The organism is Parasedimentitalea maritima, from assembly GCF_005771405.1.
Classification (GTDB): domain Bacteria; phylum Pseudomonadota; class Alphaproteobacteria; order Rhodobacterales; family Rhodobacteraceae; genus Parasedimentitalea; species Parasedimentitalea maritima.
In genome coordinates, this window is record NZ_VAUA01000001.1 from 657126 (window position 1) to 673074 (window position 15949).

At 54.8% G+C, this 15949-nt stretch carries 12 protein-coding genes; 3 read left to right on the top strand and 9 right to left on the bottom strand.

The window, feature by feature from the left end; translation table 11 throughout:
* Positions 1 to 106: 106 nt before the first annotated feature.
* Complete coding sequence (locus tag FEE96_RS03285) at positions 107 to 2362, top strand: methyl-accepting chemotaxis protein (protein WP_138161553.1); 2256 nt, start codon at positions 107 to 109, stop codon at positions 2360 to 2362.
* A gap of 141 nt (positions 2363 to 2503) precedes the next feature.
* Positions 2504 to 3331, top strand: coding sequence for a DUF2189 domain-containing protein (locus FEE96_RS03290; RefSeq protein WP_138161554.1), 828 nt, complete (start codon positions 2504 to 2506; stop codon positions 3329 to 3331).
* Here the strand turns inward: FEE96_RS03290 and FEE96_RS03295 are convergent.
* From FEE96_RS03295 to FEE96_RS03320, 6 genes are all read right to left on the bottom strand, one after another.
* Entirely contained in the window at positions 3321 to 3650 is a 330-nt protein-coding gene (locus FEE96_RS03295) for a cytochrome C oxidase subunit IV family protein (protein WP_138161555.1), read from the bottom strand. The two genes, FEE96_RS03290 and FEE96_RS03295, sit on opposite strands and share 11 nt — an antisense overlap.
* A gap of 9 nt (positions 3651 to 3659) precedes the next feature.
* On the bottom strand, positions 3660 to 4376 hold the full coding sequence (locus tag FEE96_RS03300; RefSeq protein WP_138161556.1) for a heme-copper oxidase subunit III family protein: 717 nt from the start codon (positions 4374 to 4376) through the stop codon (positions 3660 to 3662).
* 13 nt (positions 4377 to 4389) lie between these two features.
* A complete protein-coding gene (locus FEE96_RS03305) occupies positions 4390 to 5076 on the bottom strand; it encodes a cytochrome c oxidase subunit 3 (RefSeq protein ID WP_138161557.1) in 687 nt (228 codons plus the stop codon).
* Positions 5073 to 6848 carry a cbb3-type cytochrome c oxidase subunit I gene (locus FEE96_RS03310; RefSeq protein WP_138161558.1) on the bottom strand — a complete coding sequence of 592 codons (1776 nt, stop codon included), beginning with the start codon at positions 6846 to 6848 and terminating at the stop codon, positions 5073 to 5075. The genes FEE96_RS03305 and FEE96_RS03310 overlap by 4 nt, the downstream gene beginning before the upstream one ends.
* 66 nt (positions 6849 to 6914) lie before the next feature.
* Positions 6915 to 7754 carry a cytochrome c oxidase subunit II gene (locus FEE96_RS03315; RefSeq protein WP_138161559.1) on the bottom strand — a complete coding sequence of 280 codons (840 nt, stop codon included), beginning with the start codon at positions 7752 to 7754 and terminating at the stop codon, positions 6915 to 6917.
* 154 nt (positions 7755 to 7908) lie between these two features.
* Entirely contained in the window at positions 7909 to 9696 is a 1788-nt protein-coding gene (locus tag FEE96_RS03320) for an adenylate/guanylate cyclase domain-containing protein (protein ID WP_138161560.1), read from the bottom strand.
* Between the two features lie 661 nt (positions 9697 to 10357).
* Here FEE96_RS03320 and FEE96_RS03325 point away from each other — a divergent pair.
* A complete protein-coding gene (locus FEE96_RS03325; protein WP_138161561.1) occupies positions 10358 to 11071 on the top strand; it encodes a trypsin-like serine peptidase in 714 nt (237 codons plus the stop codon).
* Between the two features lie 77 nt (positions 11072 to 11148).
* Here the strand turns inward: FEE96_RS03325 and FEE96_RS03330 are convergent, their stop codons facing one another.
* The 3 genes from FEE96_RS03330 to FEE96_RS03340 are packed head-to-tail and all read right to left on the bottom strand — an operon-like array spanning position 11149 to position 15928.
* Positions 11149 to 12318 carry an HlyD family type I secretion periplasmic adaptor subunit gene (locus tag FEE96_RS03330; protein WP_138161562.1) on the bottom strand — a complete coding sequence of 390 codons (1170 nt, stop codon included), beginning with the start codon at positions 12316 to 12318 and terminating at the stop codon, positions 11149 to 11151.
* Positions 12315 to 14573 (bottom strand): ATP-binding cassette domain-containing protein, encoded by a 2259-nt coding sequence (locus FEE96_RS03335; protein ID WP_138161669.1) that lies wholly within the window; start codon positions 14571 to 14573, stop codon positions 12315 to 12317. Before FEE96_RS03335 ends, FEE96_RS03330 begins: the two co-directional genes overlap by 4 nt.
* A gap of 56 nt (positions 14574 to 14629) precedes the next feature.
* The gene (locus FEE96_RS03340; protein ID WP_138161563.1) at positions 14630 to 15928 is read right to left on the bottom strand and encodes a TolC family protein; all 1299 of its coding nucleotides are present in this window, start codon (positions 15926 to 15928) and stop codon (positions 14630 to 14632) included.
* Positions 15929 to 15949: the final 21 nt, after the last annotated feature.

Below are 15949 nucleotides of genomic sequence, written 5' to 3' on the forward strand. Positions count from 1 at the left end.
ATTAGCGAAATTTTTATCATTAAAGAAATGGCAGGGTTCTTGAGCGTACCGATTGTGTGACTCTCACATCCGTTGGTGCGGGGGAAATTTTTAGGAGACATTACGAATGCTCAAGGCCCCCAAGTTGTCGCTTACACTTAAGCTGCCGTTGATCATGGTTGCCTTGACCGCAACCTTTTTGGTTACCGTATCATTCCTAGTTTACAGAATGGCCGAGCAGAACATTCGGCAGAATGCGTATTTGTCTCATGAAACGGCAACCAATGCAGGTCAACAGGCGTTGAGTACACTGATAGATGCAGTGCGCCGCGACTTGGTGATGAATGCGGATCAGCCGACGACGTTCCGGGCCATCAGCAATTTTGACCGTGTCTACAAAATGATCGAAGAAGAGCCTGTTGGGTATTTGACGCGTACCTATATCACCAACAACCCAAATGCTGAGGATCAACGGGCCGAGCTGGTAGATCCGGGTGACGGGGAATATTATAGTCAGGCACACAACAGCTATCATCCAACCTTTCTGCGTTCGCTGCGTTTGAACGGGTATGAGGATATCTACCTGCTGAACACCGAGGGTCGCTTGTTGTATACGGTGAACAAACGGGAAGATTTTGCACAGGATTTCTCAACCGGACCAAACGCAGAATCTGGTCTGGGTCAGGTGTTCCAAGCGACACTTCTGGCAGCACCAGGGGATATCACCACGTCTGATTTCGCGGCCTATGATGTGACTGGTGGGGCACCGGGGGCATTCTTAGCCATACAAATCTTGAGCAAACAGAAAGTTGTTGTTGGTGTCTTGGCTGTTCAGCTGTCCAGTGAGCGCGTTGTTAATGCACTGGCTGGGAACCTAGAAAGTGAAGTTCATCAAAACATCTTTTTGATCAGTGAAGATGGGTTAGCGCGTAGTCCTTCGATTACTGAAGGCTTGTTCAATGTATCAGACCCGCTCCCTGAAGCTGCGCATATACAAGCTGCCATCGCTCGGGAGGAGGCACTTTTTGAGAGTGTGACCGGAGCCAATGGGCAAGAAGCGATTGCCTTGGTCAAGCCGTTGGACATTCCCGGTTACTCTTGGTCACTGGTAATGGAAACAGATCGAAGTGCCGCCTTTGCAGTGGTGCGCGAAATGCGCTTGGTCGCCATCGGCATGATTGCTGCCGCAGTTGTCATTGCCACAATCGTATCTTGGGTTGCTGCTAGCCGGGTTACAAAGCCGATCCAGGGCCTTCGCGGTGTTACCAATGCTTTGGCAGAAGGGGACTATGAAATTGAAATATCCGGCCGGGAACGGGGCGACGAGCTTGGCGATCTGTCGCGCAGTATGGCGGATTTTCGTGACCGGCTGAAACAAGCAGATATAGCATCAGAACGCGAGGCCGCGGCCGCCAGAAAAACAGCATATGTTGTTGAGACGATGAGTGGAGCCCTGTCGGAGTTGGAGCGCGGCAATCTGGCCTGCGATATCGAGACCCCGTTTGTGTCGAATTATGAAACCTTGAGAGAAAACTTTAACCACAGTCTGGTCAACCTACGTGAGTCGATGTCGAGCGTTGTGAACGCCTCTCAAAACGTTGACAGCTATTCGGCGGAACAGCGATCTGCTGCGACGGATATGGCGCACCGCACCGAAAGCGCAGCTGTCACATTGGAAGAAACGGCAAATGCGATCCATGATCTTTCTGATGGGGTCAAGGCTACAGCCGATCGTGCCACACGAGTGGATGAGACCATGCAAAGTGCGCGTGCAGAAGCCGAAAAGAGCAATGCGGTGGTGACTTCGGCGGTTGAAGCGATGGACAAAATTCAGGACGCATCCAATGAGATTTCAAAAATCATCAGCATGATCGATGACATTGCCTTTCAGACCAATCTGTTGGCCCTGAACGCAGGTGTAGAAGCGGCCCGGGCTGGGAGTGCCGGCAGTGGCTTTGCGGTGGTGGCGTCCGAAGTACGGGCACTGGCGTTGCGCGCTTCGACGGCAGCGGGTCAGATCAAGGAACTGACAAATGCCAGCGAGGAACATGTCTCGCATGGGGTCGAGATGGTTGGTCGTGCCGGAGAGGCTTTGTCGAGCATCATCACTCAGGTGACCTCCGTTTCGGATCTGGTTACCGAAATTTCGGATGGTGTCCGGTCGCAATCCACGGGGCTAGAGAACATCAACGGTGCGATGCAGCAGTTGGATGCTGTGACACAGCAAAACACTGCAATGGCTGAAGAGGCATCTGCCTCGAGCCAGATGCTTCAGCGGGAGGCGCAGAACTTGTCGGGCATCGTGACCAGGTTTGAGATGGGCGACGAGGGCGCTGCACCAGATCCATTCGTAGAGCCAGAGCATTCTTTGCGACGGGCCTGACTTTAGGTGAACTGAAGGCACCAACAAATAGGATGACCCAACAGGCTCGCAATTTGCGGGCCTGTTGTTTGACTCTGTCCTTATGTGGCCCAGTTGAATTTGTCAGGAGGGCTGTTTCTGCCCGACCTGACAGGAGGCCAGATGACACTCTCTCAACCCACCGAAGCAATGCACCGCAAAGGTACCATAATTTCTGTGTGCAGGATTGGGTTGCACGACCTCCCGGAGGTGCTGAGTTGTGGGTTGCAGGATTTCCTCGAGACGCCGTCGCATTACTTTTTTGCTCTGCTGATCTACCCGGTGATTGGGTTGGCTTTATTTCTATGGGCATCGCAAGGAAACGCATGGCATTTGATCTACCCGCTGTTGGCCGGGTTTGCCTTGCTTGGGCCGGTTGCAGCATTGGGCCTGTATGAAATCAGCCGTCGCCGCGAGCTGGGGTTGGAAATCGAGTGGCAACATTGGTTCAGCGCCCTGCGCTCGCCTGCGTTTCCAACCATTGCAATGCTGGCACTATGGCTGCTGGTGCTGTTCTTTGCTTGGTTGCTGACAGCTGAATGGTTGTATCTATCGCTGTTTGGAAGCAGCAGCACCCCTTCTGGACCACTGGCATTGCTGGTCGACGTAATAGGGACGGGTAGGGGGTGGCGTTTGCTGATCCTCGGTCATTTGACTGGGTTTTGTTTTGCGCTTACTGCGTTGGGGACAACTGTCGTCGCATTCCCGCTGCTGCTGGATCAACACGTGAGCCTTAAAACTGCGGTTGTTGTGTCGCTTCTGGCTACATTGAAGAACCCGTTGCCTGTGCTTGGCTGGGGAGTTTGCGTTGCGCTGATCCTGATACTGGGTAGCCTGCCGGCACTGGCAGGGTTGATTGTGGCCCTACCTGTTTTGGGGCACACGACCTGGCACCTATACCGCCGTTTGGTTCGGATAGACGGTTCTGTAGCCATAGATCCTAAGGACTGAATTCCTCCATCCGGGTCAGCGCCGTGTAGTCGGATTCAAACATCATGATCACCATGAACATCAAAATAGCGATCGGTGGCAGCACAACAGCATAGCTCAGCGCCAAGCGTTCCCAGGCCATATGCATGAACACGGCCACGATCAGCCCGGCTTTTAGCATCATGAAGATCAGGATTAGGCTCCAGCGTAAAAGCCCTTGCAGCTGCACATAATCGACGAAGTAAGATCCCGCGCTTAGGACAAACAGCAAGATCCAACACACGAAATAGACCTTCAACGGATGTTGTTGATGTTCTTCATGATCCTCGGATTGCGACATGTCGGCCCCCTACCACAGATAGAAAAATGCAAAGATGAACACCCAGACCAGATCAACAAAGTGCCAGTACAGGCCCATGATCTCGACCGCTTCGTAGTCGCCCTTGCCGCTGCACATCCAAGTGCGCTCATCACGGTCAAATTCACCTTTCCAGACTTTGCGTGCTACAATCAGCAAGAATATCACCCCGATCGAAACGTGGGTGCCGTGAAAGCCGGTGATCATGAAAAAGCTGGCGCCAAACTGTTCTGCACCAAAGGGATTACCCCAGGGCCGCACGCCTTCATGGATCAGCTTTGACCACTCAAACACCTGCATCCCAACAAAACCCGCGCCCAGTGCGGCGGTCAGAAGCATCAGCAATGCGGTGGGTTTACGCGCGCGGCTGTAAGCGCAGTTCACCGCCATCGCCATGGTGCCTGACGATGTGATCAGCACAAAGGTCATGATAGCAATCAGGATCAAGGGCAGTTCCACCCCGCCAATATGCAGGGCAAAGACCTCGCTGGCGTTGGGCCATTCTGTCACGGTTGAACTGCGCGCAATCATATAGGCGACCAAAAAACAGCCAAAGACAAAGGTATCGCTCAGCAGAAAAATCCACATCATCGCTTTGCCCCAGGACACCTTTTTGAACGCCCGCTGATCCGAGCTCCAGTCCTCAACAAACCCCTGCAGCCCCGGTGTTGGCGGGTTAGAGGGTGGTTTCAGGGGTGCCTCCTGCATCAGGATCTCCTCCTCAGGTCAAAGCGCTGCGGCACAGCGCCAGAAATTCATTTCCAAGCCCCAACAACAGGGCCAAAAGCAGCAGCCAGATCACCAGCAAACCATGCCAGTACAAAGCGCATAATCCGATGGGGGCTTCGCGGTCCGTGCGCTCGTCGGTTTGGGACAGCCTTAGCCAGACCCAACCCAGAGCCACCAACCCGCCTAGTATGTGCAGCCCGTGTAAGCCGGTGATCAGATAGAAAAAGCTGGCAGCGGGCGCGCCAGACAGCTCATAGCCGTTCTGGGTCAGCGTGGTCCAAATTTGGAGCTGTCCCAACAGGAACCCGACTGCGGTCACACTGCCAACAATCAACCAGATCTGTCTGCCTTGGCCGTCATCGCGGGACGCAAAATGCAGGGCCAAGCTGCTAAGCACCAGCAGACCCGTGTTGAGCCAAACCAGATTGGGAAGTGGGGCCAATTGCCAGGGGGTTTCATCGATCTGCATGACAAAGGCGCTGCCAAGCATGGCAAACAATCCGCCGATCACTGCCAACAGCACCGCGGTGCCCAGCCGATACGGTGGCGGGTGCGATGGCTCGGTCTGGGGCAATGGACCAACGGACTCAAGCCAGGGTTTTGACATTAATCCCTGTCGCGATAGCCACCATCCGGCAATCCCGGCAATCATCGCCAGAAAGGTCAGAATAACCGTCATAACGGCCCCGCCGTCGGTGCTTTGGGCCCGGGATCTGTTTGAACGATGTAATCCTCGGGTGCACCGGGCAGGCTGTAATCATAGGCCCAGCGATAAACCAGCGGCAGATCATCGCCCCAGTTGCCATGTTCTGGCGGCACCACAGGGGTTAGCCATTCCAGTGTTGTCGCTTTCCAGGGATTGGACCCTGCCACGCGACCATGGCGACTGCTCCAGTACAGGTTGAACAGGAACACCATCTGCGCTGCGCCAACCGTCAGTGCCGCCACAGTGATAAAGGCGTTCAAACCTTCAACTGGTGTGGTCATAAAGGCAGGCTCGCCAATCTCGTAATACCGCCGCGGCACACCAACCAGCCCAACGTAGTGCATGGGGAAGAAGATGGCATAGGCCCCGATAAAGGTGATCCAGAAATGGAAATGCCCCATAGCCTGGTTCAGCATGCGCCCGGTCATCAGCGGGTACCAGTGATAGATCGCCCCTAGGATCACCATGATCGGCGCGACCCCCATCACCATATGGAAATGCGCCACCACAAACATGGTGTCCGACAGCGGCACATCCACAACCACATTGCCCAGGAACAGACCCGTTAGCCCGCCGTTGACAAAGGTCACGATGAACCCCAGCGCAAACAGCATGGGTAGGGTCAGGTGGATATCCCCCTTCCACAGGGTCAGCACCCAGTTATAAACCTTGATCGCCGTTGGCACCGCAATGATCAGCGTGGTGGTGGCAAAGAAGAACCCGAAATAGGGATGCATGCCGCTGACATACATATGGTGCGCCCAGACGATAAAGCTAAGCGCGCCAATGCCGACAATGGCCCAGACCATCATGCGGTAGCCAAAGACATTCTTGCGCGCATGCACCGCCAACAGATCCGACACAATGCCAAAGGCGGGCAGGGCAACGATGTAAACCTCGGGGTGACCAAAGAACCAGAACAGGTGCTGAAAGGCGATAGGGCTGCCACCACCGTAGCTCAGCGTCTCACCCAGCTCGACCAGGGCCGGCATAAAGAACGAGGTGCCCAGCAACCGATCAAACAGCATCATAATGGCGGCGACCAGCAAGGCTGGAAAGGCCAACAAAGCCATCACGGTTGCGGTGAAAATACCCCAGACCGTCAGTGGCAACCGCATCATGGTCATGCCACGGGTGCGGGCCTGCAGTACAGTGACCACATAGTTCAACCCGCCCATGGTAAAACCGATGATGAACAGGATCAGCGACACCAGCATCAGGATAATCCCCGACTGCGCACCGCCCGGTGTGCCCGACAGGATTGCTTGTGGCGGGTATAGCGTCCAGCCTGCGCCGGTTGGACCACCAGGGGCAAAGAAGCTGGCGACCAGCACCAGCACCGCCAGCAGATAAATCCAGAAGCTCAGCATATTGACGAAGGGAAACACCATGTCGCGGGCGCCTACCATCAATGGGATCAGGTAATTGCCAAACCCGCCCAGAAACACTGCGGTTAGCAGGTACACCACCATGATCATCCCATGCATGGTGATGAACTGGTAATAGGCATCTGGGGTGATGAAGTCGAAAATACCGGGAAACCCCAGTTGCAACCGCATCAGCCAGCTTAGCACCAGTCCAACCAGCCCAATGGCGATCGCAGTACCGGAATATTGGATGGCGATGTATTTGGCATCCTGCGAGAACACATAGTGGCTCCACCAACTGTGCGCGTGGGGCGGCATAACATCCGCAACCTCGGCCGGCGGTAGTTGAGGGTCCGTGTCATGGGGCAGGTCGGCCATTCTGTTCCTCCTGTGTGACCTCACCTGAGGCGGTGATGGTCTTGTGTCCTTATCTGCCCCGCGACTTTAGGGCTGACTATTATGTGCAATTTGGGTGTCCTGTTCGGGTTTGGCGGCTGCAGCATAATCAGCGAAAGTGTCCTGTTCTGACAGCCACTCCTGATACTCTTCGGGGCTCACCACATAGACGTCGCCACGCATAAACCCGTGAGCGGTGCCGCAGAACTCGGCACATAAGACCTCGAACTCTCCGATCCGGGTGGGTGTGAACCAGTAAAAGGTGACCATGCCGGGAACCATGTCCATCTTGGCGCGGAACTCGGGCACGTAATAATTGTGCAGCACGTCAATCGACCGCAGCAGCATCTTCACCGGCTGTCCCTTGGGCAGATACAGTTCTCCGCCTTCGATGATCACGTCATCCTTGCCAAAGCGGTCAAATGGGTTGATGCCCAGCGGGTTTTCGTCACTGATATGTTCCACCGCAGACGTGCCAAGCCGACCGTCCTCGCCGGGAAGCCGATAGTTCCAGCTCCATTGTTGGGCTACGACCTCAACCTCGGTGGCGTTGTCCGGCACGGTGACAAATTGCTTCCAGACGAACAGACCAGGCACCAGCAGGGCTGCGACACCGATGGCGGTGATGACGGTCAACCAGACTTCAAGCCGCTTATTCTCGGGATCGAATACGGCCTTGTGACCTTCGCGATGGCGAAAGGCAAAGACACAGTAGGCCAGAAACAGGACAACCATCACAAAGACAATGCCGGTGATCCAAAAGGTGACGACCAGAGTGGTATCGATATAGCCCCAGTTAGACGCAATAGGGGTCCACCACCACGGGCTGAGCATGTGAAACGCTACCGAACCCACAACTATAAGAACCAGAACAATCGCAATGACCATATCGGAAATATCCCGCCTGTCCGCGTCGACTAGTGGCGATTGAAACGCCTAGGCAATCGACAATTGGAGATAAGGATAGGAGGGGAGGACGCGAAATCCAGTTTTGCCCAATTAATTTATCGTATAAATTCCGATCTTTGTCGCGCAGACCGGGTCATGTGGGTTGGAGCTGATCACTGTTTTGGCTTGTAAGGCATTCCTTCCAACCTGCTTTTTGTAAGCCCGTACATATGTGCTCCAGGTCGACCTCATCTTGGTAATGCAGGGTGGCCTGCAGCTCTTCCATGCCGAAGTTTGGATCTAGATCTAGTAACTGCTCAAGTTGTGCAGCTGCTGATTGTGGATCGCTTAGCCAGCCATGGCAGGCAGCCACAAAGGTATGCTGTGCAGCATCCAGGGATGGCAGATGCTCAAAAGCGGCAAGCGCCGCGCGATAGTCTTTGTTAGTAAAATGCGCTTTGCCCAGATGGCTCCAGAACCGTAGGGGATGATGTGGGTTTAAGCGCATGGCTTTGGTGATCCATTCCACTCCTTTGGCGGCGTTTCCGGTCCAAGTGTGCAGTTCACCCATTTGTACGACCACCAAGTCATAATTTGGATTCAGCTCCAACGCCCGCTCTTGATGGTACTGGGACCGGGTGAACTTGTGATGCATGATGTCGATTGCCGCCAATACGCGGTGAATGTCAGCATCGTTGTCGTCAAATTGGGCGGCGCGTTGGCTGGACTCTTGCACCAAGGCAAAGGTCGCGTCTTTGTCCTTGCACCATCCATAGCCCCAGCCTTGTGCCAGAATACAGGCGCGCCAAACATGGGCATGGGCATATTCTGGATCCAGTGCAATGGCGCGGTTGACCAGATCAAGCGCCTTGGCGTTGTCTTCCTGACAGCTGCGGTGGTGCAGGACCTTGGCCATCAACATGCATTCATAGGCTGCAAGGTTCCCTGGTTTTTTGCGCGCGGCCTGATCCTGCTGCAAGGCTTCGATCCGACCAGGGAGTGTTGCCACAATGGCCGCGGTGATTTCGTCCTGAATGGCAAAAATGTCATCAAGGGTCCGGTCGTATTTCTCGGCCCAGATATGGGCGTCATTTGCAGTGTCTATCAACTGCACTGTCACTCGCAGCCGCTGGCCGGATTTGCGAACACTGCCTTCAACCAAATATTGTGCGCCTAATTTCTCGCCAACATCGCGCAGGTTCACGGCTTGACCTTTGTAGACAAAGGTCGAGTTGCGGGAGATTACAAATAGTTCATGTCGGCGGCTCAGTTCGGTCAGGATATCTTCGGTCAGACCATCAACAAAGAATTCCTGTTCTGGGTCTCCGCTTAGATTGTCAAAGGGCAACACCGCAATTGTTGGTTTGATAGCACTGCTAGTGGCCGTTGACTGTGGCTCCTCGTGAAGAGGGTCATTAGCCTTCTGGATGTCGAGTTTGACCTGATAAGCTTGGACCGGACGCTTCATGTTTTTTAGGTGTTGCTCGCCAAGATCCTGGAAGAAAACCCCAAGTCGACCCGACACTTGATCGTGCACTGCGCCAGATACACAGACTTGGCCTGTCCCGGCCAACTGCTCCAGGCGGGCAGCAATGTTTACGCCGTCGCCAAAAATATCCCCCTCTTCGAAGACAATATCCCCCAGATTGATACCGATACGAAATTCAATGCGTTGGTCCTGCGCCACATCCCGATTTCGACGCTTCATGATGGTTTGGATTTTGACGGCACATTGCACCGCGTCAACGACACTGGGGAACTCAACCAGCATACCATCACCAGTGGTTTTGATAATGTGACCACGGTTTTCGAGGATGGTTGGGTCGACAAGTTCCAGCCTATGTGTGCGCAGTCGGGCAATGGTACCCGCTTCATCGGCCTGCATAAGGCGGCTATAACCAACCATATCGGCAGCAAGAACGGCGGCAAGTCGTTGTGTCATGCGCATCTCCCAAGCCAAAAGCATAGCCGAAAACGGACCGGTTTTCCATTGTTTGAAATTGTGACCTGGCCGCGACTGTCGGAGATACAAAATGGGGCGAGGTTTGCGCTTGAACAGGAGAACTATCAATTCAGCTTGAAAACAGCAGGATCGCACCACTTTCAAGCTCTGCTAATGCAACATTTTGTGGCCTCATAAATGAGCGCGGTCCTGGGCCGAGTTCTGTAGTGTTAGTGTTCATCCTCAAAGTCTGCGTGGGGGTCATTAATAGATTGGGGCCTTCGTTAAGGTTTTTGAACGCCGATTTTGGACCAAATCTGGGCTCAATAGAGGACATGCTGCCCAACTTGGACGTGAAACAGAGGATTCGAATCGCCAATTTGTTACCAAGACCGTGCCAAACCCTAACAATCGGGGGTGGTGGCTTAAGAAATAAGCTCATGTTTTATTAGTATTTTAGAAAAAAAGTTAACGAATGTTACCGAAACCCTGTGTTATTTCCATGTTTTACTGGCATGTTGGGAAACAATAACCTGGGGGGTTAGTAAATTGTTAAGACTGTCACAATCTGTCCATGAATTAGTCCATGCTTTGCAACATTGGGCCTCATTCCAGCCGCACGCCTGAATGACGATGACGACGTGGGAATTTGGAGTGGATGATGAGACTATTTTTTGGAGTGGTCGCGGCTTGCCTAATGCTGGCAATGCCGCAAGGCGCGACGGCGGGTGATCCGTCTGTAAGCGTCAGATCCGTACCCGGATGGGAGGCCGTTGGTCGGTTGAACATTGCCGGGCGAAGTATGTGTACCGGTGCACTAATTGCGCCGAACCTTGTGCTGACAGCGGCGCATTGCCTGTATGATCAGCATTCTGGTCGCGCCATCAAGCCTTCGTCGATCAGATTCGAGGCGGGCCTAAACGGTCGCAGGATAAAAGCTGCTAGAACGGTTACCAAGGTTGCTGTGCACCCTAAGTATCAGTTTCGGCGTCAAGGAGAGTCGCAGATTGGGCATGATATCGCCGTCCTTCGGCTGGACCGGCCAATAAGTCGCAGTGAAATCCAGCCTTTTGCTATGGCTGCTGCTCCTCAGCGGGGCGATGCGGTGGGGGTTCTGTCCTATACTCACCTGCAAGCAACCAGACCGAGCTTGGAACAACCCTGCCACGTGCTTGCACGCCAGAGTGAGACCTTGGTTATGTCTTGCCGGGTTGAATTTGGAGCCTCCGGTGCCCCGGTGCTAGCTGTTACACCTGGACAGGCACCAAGGGTGGTCTCGGTTGTATCAGCAAAGGCCGCGATGGGGAACAGACGAGTATCAATTGGGACGACTCTTGACCAAGCTGTACAGCTGCTGATCCGTCGGGCGGGCTAATCCACCGGGCAACGTTGTCGATCTGCGCTAACACCAACAGCGGCTTGTATCCTGGGGGATGCAAGCCGTTGGTGCTTTTAGGGTTCCCGAAATGCCTCGCGGGATTTGTAAAGCGGTTTGAGCAGGTATTGCAGGATAGTTTTTGAACCGGTCTGAAGTTCAGCCGTCGCTCGCATGCCCGGGCGGATCTCGATGTCCTGCTGTCTCTCGGTCAAACCTGATCTATCAACCCTGACAGTCACGCGGTAATAGGGCGGTGCTCGAGGATTGCGTTCATCTTCAAACGTATCAGCCGATACAAAATCCACTTTGCCTTTGAGGGTGCCGTAGATTGTGTAGTCATAGGCCGACAGTTTTATTGTCGCGTCCTGACCGGGTTCGACACTGGCGATATTTTCAGGTTTTACACGCGCTTCGACAAACAGCTCTTCGCCCATTGGAATGATTTCCAGAATTTCTTCACCCGGGCGAATGACGCCACCAATCGTTGTGATAGCAAGGCTGTTAACGATGCCAGCCATAGGTGAGGTAATTACGGTCCGGTTTAGTTGATCCTCTGCCAGACGAAAATCCTGCCTGCGCGAGGTCAGATCCTGCAGCGTTTGTGAATACTCCTCGGCCAATTCCAAACCAGCCTGAGTTCCGATTTCATTGTACTTCAGGCGCGCGTCGCTGACAGCTTGTTTGGCTTTGTTCACCTCGATCAGGGCGACAATTTTCTTTTGGTATAGCTGTTCCATATTGGTCAGTTCGTCTTGCAACTGATCCATAATCTCGCGGGCACCATCGCGGCGGCCTGCAAAATTGGTTTGGCGTGCGTTTAGCAATGCCCGTTCCGATGACAGTGTCTGGGCGGATCGTTTCGCCAGTTCTTCGGGGACCATAAAATCATATGCGCCCTCCATCTCGGCCTCGAGGCGCAGGCGCCGGATTTCAAGTGCGTCGATCTGGTCTTGCAGGTCGTCTTTCGCAGCCCGAAACTTGGTATCTTGTAGCTTGGCGAGGACCTGACCGGCAGCCACTGAATCACCCTGATGAACATTAAGCTCGGCGAGGATACCACCTTCAAGGTTTTGTACAATCTGAGCACGCGATGAAGAGACAACTTCGCCATCGGCGCGCACGATCTCGTCAACCCAGGCAATCGCAGCCCAAACCAGAAAGAGAACCAGAGCGAGCCCGACAAGATAGATGATCCGGCTGGCACCGCGTGTCGATGCGGCTAGATCCTCTTCGGCTTCGCTCATTTACCTTCCCCGGCGGCGAGGTGAGCCAGGACCTGATCGCGCGGCCCATCCACAACCATACGGCCGGCTTGCAGGATCAAGGTCCGGTTGGTCAGTGACAGGATTGGCATGCGGTGAGTGGCTATCACGGCTGTGCGGCCCTGTAGCCATGTTTCGAGCCGACTGACCAAAGTGCGTTCAAGTGTTTGATCCAACGCGGCGGTGGGTTCGTCGAGAAGTACAACGGATGGGTCTTGCAGCCACAGTCGCGCCCAGCCAATGGATTGTCGTTGCCCAATTGACAACCCTTCGCCGCCATCACTGATCTGCAGGTCGAGCCCTTTGTGGTGGCCTCGCACATAGGCGCCCAGGCCAGCAAAATCCAGCGCGTGCAACAACCGCTCGTCGTTGCGTTCCAGTTGGTTCAAATTCAAGTTGTCACGTAGCGAACCAGTGAACAGTCGAACTTCCTGGCTGAGATACCCGATATTGCGGCGCAAATCGCGGGGGTCGATCTGGGCCATGTCGGTGCCATCGATCATTATCCGGCCGCGGTCGGGGCTATACAGGCCCGAGAGGACCTTAAGCAGTGTCGACTTACCTGAACCATTGGCCCCCAGTACCGCGATGCGCTGGCCTGGCGTAATAGCGATGCCGGCGACATCCAAGGTCGGAGCACCATCCTCTTCATAGCGGTATTCAACTTCGCGCAGGTCAAAGCGGCCCTGTAACGTCTGACGACGTAAATAGGACCGGTTGGCCTCTTTTTCCTGCGGTGCCAGCGCAATGGCGTCCAATGCCTCGAGTGCAGCTTTGACATTGGTCCAGCGGGCCATTGTACCTGCAAATTGGGTCAGCGGTGCCAGAGTGCGGCTGGTCAAGATCCCGGTGGCGATTATGGTTCCTACTGTGAACTCACCGGCAAACACCATGAATGTGCCAAGCACCACCGCAGCAACATAGGTAACCTGCTGAATGCCCTGTGACCAATATGTCAGGGCACTGGACAGGCGACGTTGTTCAGTTGAGGACTGCGATGACAGTGCATTCAGCTCATCCCAAATCCGCAACATGCGCTCTTCACCGCGTTGCGTTTTCAGGGTGTCCAGTTCGCTCACCACCTCGTGCAGCAGACGTCCGGCTTTGGCATTTGCACCCTGGGTTTGGCGGGTTAGGGCAATCATGCGTTTCTGCATGAAATAGGCGGGTAGCAGCATCAGTATGCCGCCCAATACAATGACCCAGACAATTGGCCCGGCAATTGAAGCGACAAGCAGCAAGAATACGGCAACAAAAGGCACGTCAGCCAGGGTGGCGATGGTGGAGGACGTAAAGAACTCGCGCACCGAGCCAAAATCCCGCATCGCGGCAAACAAACCCGAAGGCGGGAGCGGCTTTTTATCCGAACGCATCCCGATGAGACGCTGCATCAGGTTGCGTTGCACCGACAATTCGATCTGTCGACCAGCCGCGTCTGTCAATCGCGCGCGTGCCAGCTTCAGCATCGCCTCTAGACCGATGGCGAGAAGTGCACCCATCGCTAGGACCCACAATGTCGCCTGAGACTGGTGCGGGATCACCCGGTCATAGACCTGCAAGGAGAATAAGGCGACAGAGACCGCCAACAGGTTGGACACCAGTGATCCCAGCATGATTTCACCGACTTGGCGGCGATATTTTGGGAACTCGCCCCAGAACCAGTGATCATTGGCCAGTTTGGGCGTATGGCGTGCTGCCATTTGCTTCAGCGAGGCGCGCCCGGTTAGTGTGGTTCCGCTAAAAACCGGCGCAAATTCACTCACTGGAACTTCAGCGCGGTTGTCAGGGCAGGTGGTGTCAAAGATAGAGAGAGTGTCACCGTTCTGCGACAACACCAAAACACATTGACCTCCGCGCATCATTGTCAGCGCCGGCCATGTCTCAGGACGAACCTGGGCATTGTGGCTGATCTTGGGAAGAATGCCTGTGGTTTCCAGGGCATCGGCCAGCAGATCAAGAGTGACTTCTTCGCCTGGGCTGTGCGTCCACAGATATTCGCTCAAATCGCTGACAGGCACCTCGGTACCCTTGAGACCCGCAAAGGTAGAAATAAGAGTGGCGCGGTGTTCGATGCGGGCGGCTGTGCCCTCGATCAGGGCGTTGACTTCCTGACTGTCATTGGTGCTGTAAGCCGGGGCAGGGGGCTGCACTGAGACCTGCGACTGTGGATTGGCAATAGGTTGGTCGGATGCTGACGGTTTGGAGTGGCCCATAGTCAGGGTCACCGCCTTGGTCATCTTCACAACACCTGCGCTGTTGCTTTTGGCAGGCGGTTTCTGATCCTCAAACTGGGTCAAATTGCATCTCCGTCCGCCAAAATGCCAAGATCCCGGGCAAGTGCGAGTTGGATCAGCACAACTTCGTATTTGGCATCGATATGGGCATGTTCGCGCTGCACCCATTCTTCATAAATTGAGACCACATCCAGAACGGAGCGTTGTCCAGCATCAAACTGTGCTTGGAACAAGTGATAAGTCTCGCGGCTGGTGCGGGCAAGGGAGGCGGCTTCTGCTTCCTGCCGGCGGTAGGACGCCAGTCGCTGGGTCTGGCGGCTATAGTTGCGGCGCGCGTCTTCTTCCGCTTCTGCAACCTGCCGTTGGGCAGTTTCTCGCGCCGATTCAATGGCCTTAAGCAGGGCAGGAGTGCCAAATCCAAGCGGCGTCGGCATATCCAGTGTCAATCCCGCTCCAGAGCCGTCGGTGGTGGCACTTCCTGCAGCCGCCACCTGAGGCAGCAGCCCGGAGCGCTCAACTTTGGTTTGTGCGACGGTACGGGTTGCTTCTGCGCTGGCCTTTAGAACGGTCAAGAAATGAGAACCTTCGGCGGGTGTGCCCAGCGACAAATGTGTTGGCGCGATGTCGAACTCTTGTCCGGTCAGCGCCTTAAGCTCGGCGCGTGAAGTCGTTGCCGCGTCATTTGCTGTTGCACGCGCTGATCGGATGCCGTCAATTTTGCTTTGCACTACCCTCAGGTCTGCCCCGTCCGATACACCGCCTTCGACACGGCCACGGACAACCCGTTCAAACTCTTGCATTCTGCCCAAGGCACGACTGCCCAAAGCTGCTTTCTCGTCACCACGTAGGGCTGAAACATATAGCGCTACTGCGGTTTCAACCCTATTGTTCATGTCGATTGACAGGTTTACGGCCGCGACTTCAACGTCTGCGGCTGCAAATTCACGCTCGGCCTTACGTCGTCCGTTGTCGAACAATACCTGTTCGATCAGAATCCCAGCCACCAGGTCTCCCAGATCGGTCAGACTGACTGAGGGCCCAAGGGTGGGAAGCCAGTTTTTCAAACTGGCTTCAGCCCGGAGTTTTGCGCTTGTCAGTTCTGCTTCGGATGATCGCGCTGAGGCGTCGAGTGCCGCGGTGCCGACAGTATCATAAGAACTTCCTTCTTCCAGCAAGGAACGGCGCTCTAGCAGGGTGGCGATCACCTCGGAGCTTTGATCCCCTTCCGGCTGGGAGAAGTTGCTTTGTTGGGATGCGTCTGTTTCAGCAGTCGAGCTGTTCAAGAACGGCAATGTGTCTGCACAGGCAGACAGGCTGCATAGCAGTGCTATCGCGCTGATACGTCGTCCCAAGTGCATAGTGCCCTCTTGCCCGTTTGT